We start from the raw sequence: 15,781 nt of genomic DNA on the forward strand, positions 1-15,781 counted from the left end.
GGCACAGGTATTCGTGTTCGGATAAACCTCCGGCCCGCGTCCACGAAGGCTATGCCTTCGGGTCGCGGGCCGGAGTGCTACCTATCCGAAAAACGGATCAGGAAAGCGACTGTGCAGCGGTGACTGCAGAAATGATTGCGATAACACCAGCGAAGAGACCGGCAACTCCGCCGATGCCCTTGCCGATTGCTTCCCAAGCCTTGAGGTCGTCTGCTGTGGAACCCATGTCTATCTCCTCATCATGGAATGTGTGCGCGTGCCTCGCGCCAGGTGTGTAACGGCGCTCACATTATCTGTAAGACACCCGATTTTAAAAGTCGTACCACTAAGTGGGATGTAGATCACATCTCGCCCAGCAGGACGCCGAGACAAATATTGCACGGAGCGGACAACTATTCGACAACCGCTAAATGACGAGCAGGAGAACAGCAGTGGGCAAGTTGGATGGAAAAGTGGCCCTGATCACCGGCGCAGGGCAAGGCGTCGGTCAGGGAGTCGCGTTGGCACTCGCCAAGGAAGGCGCTCACATCGCGGTCGCGGGTCGCACCGAGTCGAAACTCGTCGTCACATGTAACGAGATCACCGAACGCGGCGGTCGTGCTGAGTCGGTGCTCATGGACATCGCCGACGCAGATTCCATCACTGCTGCCGTGGCGCGGACGGTGGAACTGTTCGGCGGCGTCGACATCCTGATCAACAACGCCAGCCTCAACCCACTCGGCAACATCCTCGACATCACTCCGGAGCTCCTTGCCGACGGATTGACTTCCGGTCCAGTCGCGACGCTGCGAACAATGCAAGCCTGCTACCCGTTCATGAAGGAGCGCGGCGGCGGGGCGATCATCAACATGGTCAGTTCCGTGGCCGTCCGCTGGGATGCTGCCGGCTACGGCGGATACGCGGCGGTGAAGGAGTCCGTCCGAGCCCTCAGTCGCGCGGCAGCGTGCGAATGGGGCGTCGACGGGATCCGCGTCAACGCGGTCGCTCCACACGCATCGTCACCGGGGTTACAGCGTTGGGCAGATGCACGTCCGGAAGAGGCTGCCGCTTTTGTTGCCGGGATTCCGCTCCGCAGGATCGGGGACTGCGAGACGGACATCGGCACCGCGGTGGCTTTCCTGGTCGGCCCGGATGCCGCGTATCTGACGGGAGCAACAATTCCGCTCGACGGCGGTCAGTCGCGCTGGGGCTGAGATGTGTCGTCGTCGAAGGCAAGCACCGCCGACTTGTCTTCGGCGATCGGGCGGCCGAAAACGAAACCGACCAGAACGGATGCCAAAACCAACGCGGTCAGCACTATGAGCCCGACCATCCACCACATGGTTTTCAGTATGCCCGAACGGTCGTCGGCCGGGCATGCCACGGGTCCCTTGAAAAATCGCAAACCTTCCGCGAAAAGTGTTTGACATCAGTCGAATTCCGTTTCGACCGTTTTGCGAACTTCGCGAAATTCCGTGATCGAGCGCACAGTTTCGAATCTCGAACTGCGACGAGAGCGTGACTGGAACCGCGCCTCGGTGCATCCTGACAGGTATGGAATCCGCTGTTTCGACCCAACTCGCCACCGGTAGCACCCTCACGCACCCGTGGGGCGGGACGAGCAACATCACCGATCTCGGTGGAGATGTTCACTGGATCGACTTCGGTGGCCCCAGCGGAGCGCCGCCCATCGTGCTCGTCCACGGGCTTGGCGGCTCGCACCTGAACTGGGTGCGGGTGGCACCGGCGCTGGCGGCGCGCACGCGCGTGTACGCACTGGACCTCGCCGGATTCGGACTCACCTCTGCCCGGGGGCGGCACACCGGCGTCGACGCCAACGCTGCACTCCTGAATCGATTTCTCGACACAGTGGTCGGTGAACCCGCCGTCCTGTTCGGCAATTCCATGGGCGGAATGGTCTCGGCAATGTCGACTCATGCCAGTCCCGAATCGGTCGCCGGTCTGGTCCTGGTAGATCCGGCACTCCCCCTGCCCGTCCAACTTCCCGACCTGACCGTCGCCGCACAATTCGCGCTCTACTCGATGCCGTACGTCGGAGAGCAGGTTCTCGGCTTCGGACGTCGGAAGATGTCAGACCGGCAGTTGGCCGCTCAGATGACCAGATTGTGTTTTGCCGATCCGACGCGAGCCGATCCCGCAGTCCTCGACGCGGGCGCCGCCTTGACGGCGATTCGCCGCAACGAACCCACCCAGGATGCGGAATTCCTCCAGGCAGCACGGTCATTGTTGATGACTCTCGCCCGTCCGGCTTCGTATCGAAAGACCCTGCGAGAGATCACGACTCCGACGCTCCTGATGCACGGCGATCGCGATCGGTTGGTCCCGGTCGAGGCTGCACGGGCAGCTGCTACCGCACATCCGCACTGGACCACCATCATTCTCGGCGACACCGGCCACACCCCACAGTTGGAGATTCCGGACGAGTTCACCCGTCATGCGCTTGCGTGGCTCGATCGCACGGGGCTGATCACGAGCTGACCCGTACCGGCACCACGCCCGTTGAACGGCCTTGCCGATCGAGCAAGTGCCCCATCAACTTCGGCGTATCGAGGACGATTCGGCGATCGACTATCTCCAATGACGGCGTACGTGCTGCGATGTCTGCTTCCACCGCGGCGGCACTCGACAGCGTCGGGAACCATCCGGCGAAGATGACGTTGGCCGGCCCGGCCACGGTCGCCACCAATCTGATGTCCGAGAGATTTCGAAGTATGCGGGCGGAGTTCTCCGCGACGGAACTACGCGCGAAGTAGAGGGCATGAACCGGCCGACCACTCGCGAATCGTGCGACCTCGCAACGCAGAAGAGTGTGATGCGACAGCGCGGTATTCAGGCGTCGACGAGCGGATGTCGCGCTGATTCCCAAGGCAGCGGCCAACTCGGTGATGGAAATACGAGGCTGCGCACTCAAGACGTCGACGACTTCGGCGGTGCTCGCTTCGAGTGTGTACCGGCGTCCCAATTGCGGTGGCGTGATCCCGGATTCACGCAAACGTCGTACTCCGTCGGGTTCGAGAGCGCCGAGACGCCACCGACTCCCCTCGGTGAAAACGCGTGTCACAGGCAGGACGATGACGTCTGTGATGCCGGCCAGAGAGTGGAGGTCGTCGAGCACGTAGTGGGCCAGCGAATCGTGACCGACGAAGAGAGCTTCCAGCATCACGTTGCATCTGCCCGAATGCACGTTGACGCTCAGGACGTGTGCGTGGGTGATCACCTCCGAGACGATCGCGGATAGCCGCCCCGGTTCACACCGAAGTTCGACGAACGCAAGTACCGAGCTGGGATCGGCCGCCGGATAAGCCGCTATCCACGCTGTGCCCGATTCGGTCAGTGCAGTCCATCGCCTCGCTGCCGTCACAGGGTCTATGCCGACCACCGACCCGATCAACGCCCACGGTGCCCGAGGTTGAACCTGCATGGCATGAATGATTCGCAGATCAATTTCGTCCAAGAGCGTCAAATCGTGCATGAGATAGCACGATAGTTGACTGATCCTGCAAACGAGGCTGCAATTCCCAGTGCCGCCGCAGTCTCGAAAAATGACGACGAGCACACCTCTCAAAGAGCGTGCAGCCAAGCACCTCGACACCATCACAGACGCGGCGCTGGGCCTCAGCCACGTGATTCACGACGATCCCGAGCTTGCCTTCGCCGAGTACAACGCGTCGGCGGCCGTGGCAACGATCCTCGAGGATGCCGGTTTCACCGTCGAACGCGGTCCGGCCGGACTGCCGACGGCAGTGTCCTCCACCTACGGAAGCGGTGAGCTGGTGATCGGACTCTTCGCCGAGTACGACGCCTTGCCGGGCATCGGGCATGCCTGTGGGCACAACATCATCGCATCGTCCGCGGTGGCCGCGGGATTGTTGCTCGCGCCTCTGGCTGATGAACTGGGCATCACCGTGGCAGTATTCGGAACCCCGGCCGAAGAGGGCGGCGGCGGAAAAGTAGTGATGCTCGAGCATGGAACTTTCGATTTCCTGCACTGCGCGATGATGGTTCACCCCGGTGCCGCAGATCTGCGAGCACCGAACATGCTTGCCATCTCCCACCTGGACGTCACCTACACCGGGATCTCCGCTCACGCGTCGTTCGCAGTGGGCGCCGTCAACGCCGCCGACGCGTTCACGGTCGCCCAGGTCGGGATCGGCCTACTGCGGCAACATCTTCCGAAGGACGTGCAGGTACACGGATATGTCAGCGACGCGGGCGTAGCACCCAACGTCATCCCGGGCAGTTCACACGGGGCCTACGCGGTTCGAGCCGACACACTCGACGGCGTAGTCGCCGTCAAGCCCAAGGTGGAACGCTGCTTCACCGCCGGAGCGACCGCAACCGGCTGCGAAGTGACCATCACGGAACCTTCACCGGCGTACGGCGAATCCCGGTGGGACGCGGACATGAGCGCGCTCTACCAGAGGAACAGCGAAGCACTCGGACGCGTTTTCTTCGAGTACGACGGTCCCGCAGCGGGATCCACCGACATGGGCAACGTCTCGCATCGTATTCCGACGATCCACCCGATCATCGGGATCGAATGCAACGGCGCAAGCAACCATCAGGCAGAGTTCACCCCCTACTGCCGCGCGGAAACCGGAGACAAGGCAGTGCTGGACGGCGCCCTCGCGCTCGCGTGGACTGCAATCGACTGCGCGAGCGATCCCGCGCTCCGCGCACGGTTGCTGAACCACAGGTGAACGCGAAACGGTCACATACTCCAAAGCTCTCGAGCCCTGGGAATGTGTCGGGGTACACGCGTAGCGTGAGATTCGTGCCTTCCTCGGCCAAGCATTTCCGCGTCCCTTGCTTGTGTATCCGTTTCGGTTAAGGAGAGTTTCAGATGCCCGCACGCACAGCGCTCGACGGAACACCCTGTTGGATCGACCTCACCAGTTCCGACACCGAGATTGCCAAATCCTTCTACACCAACGTGTTCGGTTGGCAGGCCGACTCCAACGACGACCCGCAGTACGGCGGTTACGCGATCTTCAGCAAAGACGGGCAGCCCATCGCCGGGCTCGGACCCCAGCAGGAGGGAAACCCGTACGGCAACGTCTGGACCACCTACATCTCCTCTACTGATGCGGCGGCGTCGGCGTCCAAAGCCGAAGCTGCCGGCGGAAGGATCATGATGCCGTCGATGCAGGTCGGCCCCCAGGGCAGCATGGCGATCGTGGGCGATCCGGCCGGTGCCGTCGTCGGTATCTGGCAGGCAGATCAGCACAATGGCTTCGGTCTGGTGGGCGAGGCCGGAGCGCCGGTCTGGCACGAGACCTTGTCCAAGAACTACGCCGCGGTCCTGCCGTTCTACACCGACGTGTTCGGCTGGACTTACGAGTCCATCGGCGACAGCGACGAGTTCCGGTATTCACAAGCCAAGCAGGGCGACACCGTCGTCGCCGGTCTGATGGATGCCAGCTCATTCCTCCCGGCAGAAGTCCCGTCGTTCTGGCAGGTGTACTTCGGGGCGGACGACACCGATGCTGCCGTCGCCAAGGTCGTCGAATTCGGCGGCAGCGTATTGCGTGATCCCGAGGACACGCCCTTCGGCCGTCTCGCGTCGGTTGCCGATCCACTCGGTGCCAAGTTCCAGATCTCCACGATCATGGAATGAATCTCCGCGCAGAGGCCGCCCCGGTCCGCGGTCTCTGCGCGCCGATCATCTGGAATGTCCGGATCTGACCGCACAGATTTGAACACTCGCCCAGAAGGTATGCAGTTTTCTCTGTCCAACGCCTAATCTCATGGGATGCCCGCCCACGCACCTCTCCTCGATGTGTACTCCCAGCCGACTCTGTCGACGCTTGCGCCGTCGGTACTCGCTTCTCTCGGAGTAAGCGGCGAAGCAAACCGTCTCGATCTGCATCCCAGCAAGAAGACCGTAATTCTGCTGGTAGACGGGATGGGCGCGAACTTGCTCGCCCGCAACGCCGAACACGCACCATTCCTGAACTCACTCGTCGGAACGCCGATACGGGCAGGTTTCCCCACGACGACGGCCACCAGCATCGTCTCGCTGGGGACCGGGCTGCCCTCGGGAGCGCACGGAATCACCGGCTACCAGTCCTACGTCGAAGAAGCCGATTCGGTGTTCAACTGGCTGGGTTGGCACAGCGCCGGCAAGAAGGAATCTCAGACCGACTCCATCGTTCCGGAGACCCTGCAGCCGCAGGCCACGACCTTCGATCGCGCCGCGGCCGCCGGAATCACCGTCACCACCGTCGTTCCGTCCAAGTTCGACGGCAGCGGCCTCACTCGGGCGGGGATGCGCGGTGCCCAGTTTGCCGGAATCCAGGCATACGGAGACCTCCTCGCTCGCACCGTGGCGGCGTCGAAATCTGCCGAACGAACGTTCACGTACTGCTACATCAGCGAGATCGACGCACTCGGCCACGTCTACGGACCCGAGTCCGAGCCGTGGATCTTCCAACTGATGCTTGTCGATCGACTGGTCGAACAACTCGCCGCCGCTCTCGGTCCGGACGTGAGATTGCTGGTGACGGCAGACCACGGAATGGTCGACGTGCTGGACGAGAACAAGATCGACTTCGACAACACCCCGATGCTGTCCAAAGACGTACTCGCCCTTGCCGGCGAGCCCCGGTGCCGGCACATCCACACCCGAGAAGGCGCTGCACAAGATGTTGCGGACCGCTGGCGCGCCGAACTGGGTGACCGCATGTGGATCGGGACCAGATCCGAGGGCATCGTCGCGGGATTGTTCGGGCCCGCAGTACATTCCGAGTATCACGGCCGGATCGGCGATGTCATCGCCATTGCTTCCGGAGACGTGGCGGTCGTTCGTCGATCGGTCGAATCGGGACTGTCCGGTCTCCGTGGACAGCACGGCGCCCTGACTCCGGACGAACTGCTGGTACCGCTCCTGTCCTCAGGACAGCAGTAGGGCTCGCGCCCGGCGAATCTCGGGAACGCCGACGACCTTGCATGCGCCCAACAAGACGACGACACCTACGACCGCACCCGCCGACAATGAAATAGCAGCAGCAAGCCTGGGCTCGGGGATTCGGTTCTGAACCGCCACCACCAAAGCGAGCGCACAACCTCCTGCCAGAACTGCCGCTGTCGAAATTCTCCCGACGGTCGCCTGCACCCGACGGAATCCCAACAGCCCGTATCGCTTTCGAAGCAGGACGTGACCGAGCACCGCTCCGCACACGTAGGAGAACGAGCCGGCCGCACAGACGGCCAGGATCAGCGTTTCGTCACTCGCCGACAATGACGCAAGAAGAACGAGCGCCGTCTTTCCAACTACCATCACCACGGCTATCACCGCGGGAGTGCGGGTATTGTTGTCGGCGTAGAACACTCGTAGCTGAAGCATGACCATCGCAAAGGGCACCAACCCGAATGCACTGACTGCCACGGCCGTCCCGATCAACCGGGCGCTACTGCCGTCGACCCGGCCGAAGAAGATCAGGGTGGTCAACGAGGGGCCGAACACCATGAGAGCCACCGTGACCGGAATCAACGCCACCACCGAATACCTGGCTCCCCGGCCGAGATCGGATACGACACCGACGTCGTCACCCGCAGCGACCGACCTGGCGATTCGCGGCATCAGCACCGTCAACAGCGACACTCCGAGGATGCCGTACGCCACTTGAAACAGCAGATCCGCATGCGTGTACATCGAGTACACGTGACGGGAGAGAGTGACCTTCATCGTCACCCACACACCGACCTGACCGGCTACGACGTACACCAGTACCCAACCGAGCAACGGCGCCCCGACGCGCACCGGGCGCCACGTGTGCGGCACGACCCGCACGCGAAGGCGCCACCGAAAACCGTTGCGGTGCAGCGCTCGAGCAACGACAGCGGTTTGCGCCACTATCCCGAGCAAAGTGCCGATACCGATCACCAGAACCTGCGCGGTGGTCATCGACTCGGGAGTCAGAGCCACCGGCCCCGGAATGCACAGGAAGACCGCGACCGTCACCAGAAGGACGACGTTGTTGATCACCGGCGCCCAGGCCGGCGCGCCGAACACCGATCGAACACTGAGCACAGCCGTCATCATCGCCGTGACGCCGTAGAAGAAGATCTCCGGCAGAAGCAAGTACGCGAAGAGCGTCGTCAACTCTCGTTGAGCCGGATCATCGATCACGATCGAGACCAGGGGCGGCGCGCACAGCACCGCCACTACCGTCACCAGCGCGAGAGCAAGCGCTCCCACAGTGAGAACGCGCTGCGTCTGCTCTCGTTCGAGCGTCCGCCCACGGCTTCGCTGCCGTGTCAGATACGGAAGCAGGACACTGGCGAGAATCCCGCCGAGAAGGAGTTGATAGACCATGTTCGGAAAGCTGTTGGCCGCGTTGTACGCATCACTGACCAGGGCGATCCCGAGGACTGCGGCAAGCGCAAGGGTGCGGACGAAACCGGTGATCCGGCTGACCGTGCTGGCGAGCGCCACGTGCCCGCCCATCTTCGCCAAGCTGCCGCCCGTCTCACCCGTACGTTCGGACTCCCCCACACTCTCGACCATCTCGCCAGAGTGCCACATCGCAGAGGTTCGACGAGCCGGACCGGAAACGACTGCCTCCTGGAAACGACCGAGCGCCCCGAACCGTGGGTTCGAGGCGCTCGGCGCAAGAGAAGATCAGGCTGATTCCGCTCCAGCCAACGGCGGCATGACGACAACCTGACCGGCGAAGGACAGACCTGCACCGAAGGCGAGAAGCAGTGCCTTGTCGCCCGGCTTGCACTGGCCGTCGCGCAGCATCTGCTCCATGGCGAGCGGGATCGAGGCCGCGGACGTGTTGCCCGTCTCGGCGATGTCGTTGGAGACGGGGAAGCCCTCGGGCAGCTTCATGCTGCGAGCGATTACCTCGTTGATGCGCTGGTTTGCCTGGTGCGGCACAAAAGCGTCGATGTCCTCGATACCGAGCCCCGACTTCTCCAGGGTGCGAGTGGCGACCTTGCCCATCTCGAAGGCAGCCCAGCGGAACACCGCGGTACCGGCCATCTTGATCCACGGCCGAGGTCCGGTCGGGTTCTTGGTGTAGTCGAGCCAGCTGGGCTCCTGAACGATGGCGTCGGACTGGCTGCCGTCCGAACCCCACTCGACCGGGCCGATTCCGACGGTATCGCTCGGGCCGACGACAACTGCGCCTGCGCCGTCACCGAAGATGAAGCGAACGCTGCGATCGGTGGGCTCGGTGGCCTCGCTCATCAACTCGACGCCGACGACGAGTACGTGATCAACCGTTCCGCCGCGAACGAGGTCGCTGGCCACCGCAAGGGCGGTACAGAAACCGGCGCAGCCTGCCGCGACGTCGAACGCCGCCGGGCCCTTGATACCGAGTTCGTGGGCGACGATGGATGCGGCTTGGGGAGTCTGCAGGTCCCACGTCGACGTCGCGATGATCACGGCGCCGATCTGCTCGGGTGCAATGCCGCTGACGTCCAGTGCTTTACGGGCCGCGCTGATCGACATCGCGAGGATGCCTTCACCCTCGCCGGAGAACCGGCGCGACTTGATACCCGATCGCGTCTGGATCCACTCGTCGGTGGAATCGATCAGCTCGCAGATCTCGTCGTTGGTCACGACTCGCTCCGGGCGGTGAACGCCGAGCCCGAGAAGGACGGACTGCCGACCTCCGGCCACACTGGCAATCGGCTTACCCATTGATCGATCTCCTCGTTGGTTTCTGGTGATGACGCGCGTTCGACATCACACGTTACGTACAGGACATAAGCCCCTGCCTCTCAGGTCACCGTTCGATCACGGCAACAACATGAGGCTGGCTCACATTACGCTTCGGTCAGGTATGTAGTCCAGATCCACGATCAGGCGCGCAAATGAGCTAGAACTGCCAAAACACGACGATGCCCGCTTTCGGAAGCCGACAGGCCGAGTTTTGCGAAGATATTTCCTATGTGCTTGCTCACAGCAGTGTCGCTGACGACCAGTTTCCTGGCGATTTCCTGATTTCCCAGCCCCTCCGCCATCAATCCGAGAACCTCGGACTCGCGTGGGGTCAGTGATCTGATCGGATCGTCGGCACGTCGACGGCTCATCAGTTGGGATACGACCTCGGGATCCATCACGGTTCCGCCGTCGACGACCCGGTTCAAGGCGTCGACGAACTCGGCCACCTTGCCGACCCGTTCCTTGAGCAGGTAACCGACCCCGCCGGCGCCGCCTGCCAACAATTCACCGGCGTAGCGATCCTCGACATACGCGGAAAGGACCAGGACGGGAAAGCCCGGGCGAAGCTTGCGCACCTCGATCGCCGCTCGAAGTCCCTCGTTGGTGAAAGTAGGAGGCATCCGGACGTCGAGCACCGCGGCGTCAGGAGCGGTCTCCTCGAACACCGTGAGGAACTGTTCGGCGTCGGAGACGGCAGACACCTCGAAGCCCTCTCCGCGGAGCAGCAGTGCCAGCCCCTCTCGCAGGAGAGCGTCGTCCTCGGCAATCAGAATCCGCACGGTAGTTCCACCCTCATCGTTGTCGGTCCACCCTCCGGGCTCTCCAATACTGCGGTTCCTTCGAAAGCCTCGACCCGGCGTCGAATACCCGCCACGCCGCCGCCCGGCCGTTCGTTCGCGCCGCCCTGACCGTCGTCGATCACGTCGATGAGCATCGTCTCACCCAACGAGTCGGTGGACGCCTCCGTCCTTGCCGTGACGGTGACGCTGCGCGCTCCACTGTGCTTTGCGACGTTGGTCAAAGCCTCGGCGACGACGAAGTACGCAGCAGCCTCGACGGCGGCCGGGGCACGGCGGAGCTCCTCGATCTCGAGTACGCAGGGCACGGTGGAGCGCCCAGCAAGCGCCGAGATCGCACCCTCGAGGCCGAGTTCGTCGAGGATCGGCGGATAGATGTCGTGCACCAACGTCCGCAGTTCGCTCAACGCCTCGGTGGCCGCATCTTGGGCCCGATGCAGTTGTGGCAGAGCCTGGTCCGGGTTGATCTGCAACGAGCGCTCGGCCATACCCAGCATCATCACCACGGCGACCAGTCGGTTCTGCGCGCCGTCGTGCAGATCGCGCTCGATCCGCTTGAGTTCGGCCGAATGCGCGTCGAGGGCCGCAGCGCGGCTGGCAGTCAGGGCGGTGACGCGCTTCGAGAGGTCCGAACGTGTGTCCGGTGCAAGCAAAGTCGTGGTCGACCAGCTGATCCACTTCGCCATCGCGGGGATCAACCACCACGCGATCAGGAAGTACAGGATGCCGATCAACGGCATTCCGGCAGCGCCCAGCCACGACGTCACGGGGTACGGATTGTTGACGGGTTCGCCCGCGGGCATCTGCTGCCAGTACAGCGGGACGGCAATCGCATTGAGTGCACCGAGTGGCAGAGCAATGGTCAGCATCGCCGCGACGAAAGCCCCGAGACCGTGAATCGACAACCAGGCCGCGTCGCGCCTCGTCGACTGATCGGTGAGGAATCGGCGCCAGTCCCCGAATGTCGGATTGCTTGGCATCGGTGGGTATCGCTGCAGAACAGGGCGTCCGGTGTACGCAGCCGTTCTCTTGCGGGCCAGACCCGCCCACCACCGGAGTACCCGCACGTACGACGGCAACAGCAACCAGCCGACGATCAGAATCGAGAGCGACAGCAGAATGAGACCGACCATCAGCAAGAACAGGGAGACCACGGCTGCCACACCCTCGACGAGCACGTACACCGCAGCCCTGGTTCTCTTCTTCACTGCCCCAGCATGCCGCACCTGATGCCGCGATCCACTACAGCTGGCTACACCATTGATTCGGGACCCTGCTGGATGTCGACGAATGCCGAATCTCCATAGCGTTCTTCCCATGAAGAATCGACACTCGGTCCTCGCCCCGCCGGCCCCTGGTGCCCCGGCCGCCCGAACATCCGCCGTGCGACTCGAAGGCGTCAGCAAGGTCTACGGCAACGGCCGCGGCGCCGTGACCGCCCTCGACAACATCAGCCTCACCTTGCCGCGCAGCACCTTCACCGCCGTGATGGGCCCGTCCGGATCGGGCAAGAGCACTTTCCTGCACTGCGCGGCGGGCCTGGACCGGCCGAGCAGCGGATCGGTGTGGCTGGGTGACACCGAGATCTCACAGCTGAAGCCGAAGGCCCGCAGCATCTTCCGTCGCGATCACATAGGTTTCGTCTTCCAGGCATACAACCTGCTCGGCGCTCTCGACGTCGAGCAGAACGTCACGCTCCCGCTACTGCTCGCCGGACGACGAGCCGACAAGCAGTACCTGACCTTCGTCCTCGAATCCGTCGGACTCGGATCGCACCGCAAGCGCAAACCCTCCGAACTGTCCGGTGGTCAGCAGCAACGCGTCGCCATCGCGCGCGCCCTCGTCACCCACCCCGACGCACTCTTTGCCGACGAGCCGACGGGCGCCCTCGACTCCCGCAGCGCCAAGCAGGTTCTGGAGTTGTTGCGCCGGACAGCCGCCGAGTTCGATCAGACCATCGTCATGGTCACGCACGACCCGGTGGCCGCGTCGTACGCCGATCGTGTGCTGTTCCTCGCCGACGGGAAACTGGTCGGGCACATCGACCGCCCGACGCCGCAGCAGATTGCCGAGCGCATGACACACCTCGGGGACTGGTGATGATGAAGGCGCACACTTTTGCGCATCTCAAAGCGCATCGCTCCGGATTCATCGCCGTGTTCGTCTCCGTATTCTGCGCGGCTCTCCTCACGTGCGGTTTGGGTGTCCTGCTGGAATCAGGAGTGCGAGGCGGAGTCTCACCACATCTCTACGCCGGTGCCGACGCCGTGGTCAGCGCGCCTCAGGCACTCGAGGTCAAGGAGGACGCCGATCAGCCTTTTGCCGAGCGAGTTCTCCTCGACGGCGATACGGTCCGCAAACTCGATGCCCTCGATGTCACGGTGGTTCCCGACATCTCTGTCCCCGTCAGCACCGCCGAGGGCGTCGTACTCGACGCACATCCTTGGAACACAGCACAATTGGCGCCGTATTCGCTGACCGATGGTCGCGCTCCGCAAAGCCGAGACGAGGTGGTCTCGACCTCGGGCGCCGCGCTCGGCGAGCGAATCACGCTGGCTCACGGCGCGATAGCGGACGAGTACACCGTCGTCGGCACAGCTGATTCGGCTTCGGTGCCGTCACCCGACCGTCCGGCGCTCGTCTTCCTCGACGACGCAGAGGCCGAACGGTTGTGGCCGCACCAGAACTCTGTCACCGCAGTCGGATTGATCACTCCCGAAGGCGTGGATGCTGCCGCTCTCGCCCACGACGCACTCGCCGGAACCGGTGCGGAGGTCTCGACCGGCACCGCACGCGGAGGCATCGAGTTCCTCGACGCCGGAGCTGCGCGGACTCAGTTGATCGTGCTCTGTGCCACGTTTGCAGGTCTTGCATTGATGGTCAGCATGTTCGTCGTTTCCAGCACGCTGTCGCTCTCGATCAACGCCAGGCGCCGAGAGTTCGCTCTGTTGCGGGCAATCGGGGCCACCACGCGACAAGTCCACGTCATGATCGGGCGTGAAGTGTTGCTCGTCGCGGCGGCTGCGGCTGCGATCGGCGCGGTGCCCGGATTCCTACTCGCCCGATTCCTGGGTGCACAGTTTGCCGATGCAGGGGTCATGCCCACCGATTTCGCGCTGGCGTACAGCCCGCTTCCGGCGATCGCGGCTTTCCTGATCTGCGTACTCACTGCCCGCGCGGCAGCGGCGATCGCGGCACGACGACCGGCAAAGCTCGACCCCGTCGAAGCGCTTCGCGAATCCGAAAGCGGCCCGGCGAAACTGAGCCGCGGACGCATCGTCACCGGGCTGGTCTTCGGTGCCGCCGGTCTCGGCGCGTGCATCCTCCCCGCTTTCCTGCCCGGCAGCGTGGCAGCCGCTGGAGCCGGTTCGAGCGCACTGTTGTTGATCTTCTCGGTCGCGCTGCTCGGCCCGTTGTTGGTGCGCGGCATCATCAAGGTGATCGGCAGTCCACTGCGCCGTAGTGGGTCGGCGTCCAAAGTTCTCGCTGCCGCCAACGCCGAATCCAATTCGAGGCGGCTCTCGTCGGCGGTTGTTCCGTTGGCTCTCGCCATCGCCCTGGGCTCGGTGCAGTTCTTCAGCCAGAGCACCGTCGCCGCCGAGGCGACCAACCAGTCGATCAAGGGCGTCACCGCCGACCTGATCGTCGGCGCGCCGGCCGGTATCGCTCCATCGCTCCTCGACTCGATCGCATCGGTGCCCGGAGTGAGTGCGGCAAACCCGGTAGTCCGCAGTCAAGTCCTGCCGGTACCCAGCGGTGAGAAAGGCGGCTCAGCCGACAGCGCGATCGCGGCCCAGGGCATCGACGCCGCCGGCGCCGACGCAACCCTCGATCTCGCGGTGACCGAGGGCGACCTCAGCGCTCTGACCGGCGATACCGTTGCCGTCAGCGAAGACGGGGCCTTCACACTCGGAGCCGAGGTCGGCCAGCGCGTCGACCTCTATCTGGGAGACGGAACACTGGTACATCCGATGGTCGTAGCGAAATATGGTCGCGGCCTCGGATTCGGGGACGTGACCATGCCGATCGAGACTTTGCGTCAGCACTCCACCGACGCTCTGATCGACACCGTTCTGGTTGCTGCCGAACCCGGACGGTCGGCCGAAGTCCAGCAGTCGTTGCTTTCGTTCCCCTCGATCGCCGCGCTGAACCAGGACCAGTTCGGGGCCGCAGGCGAAGATCAGCGTCGCATGCAGTCGTGGGTCAGCATCCTCGCCGTCCTGGTCCTGCTCGGTTATCTGGCAGTCGCCGTCGTGAATACCTTGGTCGCCGCCACTGCGGAGCGTTCCCGCGAGTTCGCGCTCCTTCAACTGGTGGGCTCGCGGACGAGGCAGGTCCGAGCGATGATGCGTATCGAGTCGTTGATGGTGGTGGGAATCGCCGTCGTGGTCGGATCACTGATCGCCCTGCCGCCTCTGATGGGTATCGCCGTAGCGGTGTCCGGGCAGCCGATCCCGGCGATTTCACCGGCGATCTACGGTGCCATCGTCGCCGTGACCGCTGTTCTGGGATTCGTCTCCATCGCGATCCCGACGCGCGCCGCCCTGCGCAAGAACCCGATGGACGGCGTCCGTAACAACTGAGTGGCACTACCGTCGTCATCTATGGATGCGGCCGCCTGGGACAAGAAGTACGAAGAAACCGAGCTCGTCTGGGGCGCTCCACCCAACGAGCTGCTGGTGGAATACGCGACGGCCCTCCCCCACGGCCAGGCACTGGACCTGGCGTGCGGGGAGGGCCGTAACGCGTTGTGGCTCGCGACCCGCGGTTGGGAGGTCACCGGGATCGACTACTCGGCCGTCGCGATCGAGAAAGCCCGCACGATCGCGGCCCGCTCGCCCCGATCGGTTCTCGACCGGCTCGACTACCGGTGCGGCGACGTCACCGTCGCGGAGTACGCCTCCAGGAACGGGCAGGGATACGACTTGGCCCTGCTTCTTTACCTTCATCTGCCCGCACCACAACGCACCCTGGTTGTGAACCGTGCCATAAATTCTCTGAAACCTGACGGAATCCTCATGATTTTGGGTCACGACCGAAGCAACATCGACTACGGCGTCGGCGGACCGAAAGATCCCGAAATCCTTTACACACCAGAAGAATTGATGCGGGAGTTCCAAGGAAGGCTCGAGTTCGAGATCGCCGGAAATCCGCACAGACACACCGAAACGGGAATCGCGGTCGACGCGCTTGTCATCGGACGCAAATCCGGTGTTGGCAATGCAAAGAACGGCTAGTAACATGTATTAAGTTACCGACGAGTAATAAACTTCGGGCGGTACTAGGAGTGCTGGACCGCACCACCTCA

General features: G+C 63.5%; 15 protein-coding genes. 8 read left to right on the top strand and 7 right to left on the bottom strand.

The window, feature by feature from the left end:
• Nucleotides 1–97: 97 nt before the first annotated feature.
• Nucleotides 98–226 carry a hypothetical protein gene (locus tag V3587_RS09705; protein ID WP_003945944.1) on the bottom strand — a complete coding sequence of 43 codons (129 nt, stop codon included), beginning with the start codon at nt 224–226 and terminating at the stop codon, nt 98–100.
• Between the two features lie 205 nt (nt 227–431).
• On the opposite strand from V3587_RS09705, the gene V3587_RS09710 reads away from it, so the two are divergent.
• Nucleotides 432–1,193: an SDR family NAD(P)-dependent oxidoreductase gene (locus V3587_RS09710; RefSeq protein WP_283376665.1), complete on the top strand. Its 762-nt coding sequence runs from the start codon at nt 432–434 to the stop codon at nt 1,191–1,193.
• Here V3587_RS09710 and V3587_RS09715 read toward each other — a convergent pair.
• Complete coding sequence (locus V3587_RS09715) at nt 1,175–1,312, bottom strand: hypothetical protein (RefSeq protein ID WP_185564881.1); 138 nt, start codon at nt 1,310–1,312, stop codon at nt 1,175–1,177. The genes V3587_RS09710 and V3587_RS09715 overlap by 19 nt on opposite strands.
• A gap of 221 nt (nt 1,313–1,533) precedes the next feature.
• Between V3587_RS09715 and V3587_RS09720 the strand changes: the two genes are divergently transcribed.
• The gene (locus V3587_RS09720) at nt 1,534–2,478 is read left to right on the top strand and encodes an alpha/beta fold hydrolase (RefSeq protein ID WP_095971357.1); all 945 of its coding nucleotides are present in this window, start codon (nt 1,534–1,536) and stop codon (nt 2,476–2,478) included.
• On the opposite strand, the gene V3587_RS09725 is transcribed toward V3587_RS09720, so the two are convergent.
• Complete coding sequence (locus V3587_RS09725) at nt 2,468–3,472, bottom strand: AsnC family transcriptional regulator (protein ID WP_283376664.1); 1,005 nt, start codon at nt 3,470–3,472, stop codon at nt 2,468–2,470. The two genes, V3587_RS09720 and V3587_RS09725, sit on opposite strands and share 11 nt — an antisense overlap.
• Before the next feature lie 70 nt (nt 3,473–3,542).
• On the opposite strand from V3587_RS09725, the gene V3587_RS09730 reads away from it, so the two are divergent.
• The 3 genes from V3587_RS09730 to V3587_RS09740 all read left to right on the top strand — a co-directional run bounded on the left by V3587_RS09730 (nt 3,543) and on the right by V3587_RS09740 (nt 6,907).
• Entirely contained in the window at nt 3,543–4,700 is a 1,158-nt protein-coding gene (locus tag V3587_RS09730; RefSeq protein WP_283376663.1) for an amidohydrolase, read from the top strand.
• Nucleotides 4,701–4,843: 143 nt separating this feature from the next.
• Nucleotides 4,844–5,617 (top strand): VOC family protein, encoded by a 774-nt coding sequence (locus tag V3587_RS09735; RefSeq protein WP_283376662.1) that lies wholly within the window; start codon nt 4,844–4,846, stop codon nt 5,615–5,617.
• 135 nt (nt 5,618–5,752) lie between these two features.
• Nucleotides 5,753–6,907 carry an alkaline phosphatase family protein gene (locus V3587_RS09740; RefSeq protein ID WP_283376661.1) on the top strand — a complete coding sequence of 385 codons (1,155 nt, stop codon included), beginning with the start codon at nt 5,753–5,755 and terminating at the stop codon, nt 6,905–6,907.
• On the opposite strand, the gene murJ is transcribed toward V3587_RS09740, so the two are convergent.
• From murJ to V3587_RS09760, 4 genes are all read right to left on the bottom strand, one after another.
• Complete coding sequence (gene murJ / locus V3587_RS09745) at nt 6,893–8,509, bottom strand: murein biosynthesis integral membrane protein MurJ (RefSeq protein WP_283376660.1); 1,617 nt, start codon at nt 8,507–8,509, stop codon at nt 6,893–6,895. The genes V3587_RS09740 and murJ overlap by 15 nt on opposite strands.
• Nucleotides 8,510–8,623: 114 nt before the next feature.
• Complete coding sequence (locus tag V3587_RS09750; RefSeq protein ID WP_003945837.1) at nt 8,624–9,652, bottom strand: beta-ketoacyl-ACP synthase III; 1,029 nt, start codon at nt 9,650–9,652, stop codon at nt 8,624–8,626.
• Between the two features lie 161 nt (nt 9,653–9,813).
• Entirely contained in the window at nt 9,814–10,455 is a 642-nt protein-coding gene (locus tag V3587_RS09755) for a response regulator transcription factor (RefSeq protein WP_050655523.1), read from the bottom strand.
• Entirely contained in the window at nt 10,443–11,681 is a 1,239-nt protein-coding gene (locus tag V3587_RS09760; protein WP_283376659.1) for a sensor histidine kinase, read from the bottom strand. Before V3587_RS09760 ends, V3587_RS09755 begins: the two co-directional genes overlap by 13 nt.
• A gap of 109 nt (nt 11,682–11,790) precedes the next feature.
• Here V3587_RS09760 and V3587_RS09765 point away from each other — a divergent pair, with 109 nt between their 5' ends.
• Genes V3587_RS09765 through V3587_RS09775 form a run of 3 tightly spaced genes read left to right on the top strand, consistent with a single transcriptional unit; the run spans nt 11,791 to nt 15,710 of the window.
• On the top strand, nt 11,791–12,573 hold the full coding sequence (locus V3587_RS09765; protein ID WP_050794083.1) for an ABC transporter ATP-binding protein: 783 nt from the start codon (nt 11,791–11,793) through the stop codon (nt 12,571–12,573).
• Nucleotides 12,573–15,056, top strand: coding sequence for an FtsX-like permease family protein (locus tag V3587_RS09770; RefSeq protein ID WP_283376658.1), 2,484 nt, complete (start codon nt 12,573–12,575; stop codon nt 15,054–15,056). The genes V3587_RS09765 and V3587_RS09770 overlap by 1 nt, the downstream gene beginning before the upstream one ends.
• Before the next feature lie 21 nt (nt 15,057–15,077).
• Nucleotides 15,078–15,710 carry a class I SAM-dependent methyltransferase gene (locus tag V3587_RS09775; protein WP_283376657.1) on the top strand — a complete coding sequence of 211 codons (633 nt, stop codon included), beginning with the start codon at nt 15,078–15,080 and terminating at the stop codon, nt 15,708–15,710.
• The last annotated feature ends 71 nt before the right edge of the window (nt 15,711–15,781 follow it).

Source organism: Rhodococcus sp. IEGM 1306 (genome assembly GCF_036541985.1).
Classification (GTDB): domain Bacteria; phylum Actinomycetota; class Actinomycetes; order Mycobacteriales; family Mycobacteriaceae; genus Rhodococcus_F; species Rhodococcus_F qingshengii.

Bases quoted from the DNA above. Each gene is read 5' to 3' on its own strand.
- V3587_RS09735 (WP_283376662.1), top strand. From the start codon at position 4,844: ATGCCCGCACGCACAGCGCTCGACGGAACACCCTGTTGGATCGACCTC.
- V3587_RS09720 (WP_095971357.1), top strand. From the start codon at position 1,534: ATGGAATCCGCTGTTTCGACCCAACTCGCCACCGGTAGCACCCTCACG.
- V3587_RS09725 (WP_283376664.1), bottom strand. From the start codon at position 3,472: ATGCACGATTTGACGCTCTTGGACGAAATTGATCTGCGAATCATTCAT.
- V3587_RS09740 (WP_283376661.1), top strand. From the start codon at position 5,753: ATGCCCGCCCACGCACCTCTCCTCGATGTGTACTCCCAGCCGACTCTG.
- V3587_RS09705 (WP_003945944.1), bottom strand. From the start codon at position 226: ATGGGTTCCACAGCAGACGACCTCAAGGCTTGGGAAGCAATCGGCAAG.
- V3587_RS09715 (WP_185564881.1), bottom strand. From the start codon at position 1,312: ATGGTCGGGCTCATAGTGCTGACCGCGTTGGTTTTGGCATCCGTTCTG.
- V3587_RS09775 (WP_283376657.1), top strand. From the start codon at position 15,078: ATGGATGCGGCCGCCTGGGACAAGAAGTACGAAGAAACCGAGCTCGTC.
- V3587_RS09765 (WP_050794083.1), top strand. From the start codon at position 11,791: ATGAAGAATCGACACTCGGTCCTCGCCCCGCCGGCCCCTGGTGCCCCG.
- murJ (WP_283376660.1), bottom strand. From the start codon at position 8,509: ATGGTCGAGAGTGTGGGGGAGTCCGAACGTACGGGTGAGACGGGCGGC.
- V3587_RS09730 (WP_283376663.1), top strand. From the start codon at position 3,543: ATGACGACGAGCACACCTCTCAAAGAGCGTGCAGCCAAGCACCTCGAC.
- V3587_RS09750 (WP_003945837.1), bottom strand. From the start codon at position 9,652: ATGGGTAAGCCGATTGCCAGTGTGGCCGGAGGTCGGCAGTCCGTCCTT.
- V3587_RS09770 (WP_283376658.1), top strand. From the start codon at position 12,573: ATGATGAAGGCGCACACTTTTGCGCATCTCAAAGCGCATCGCTCCGGA.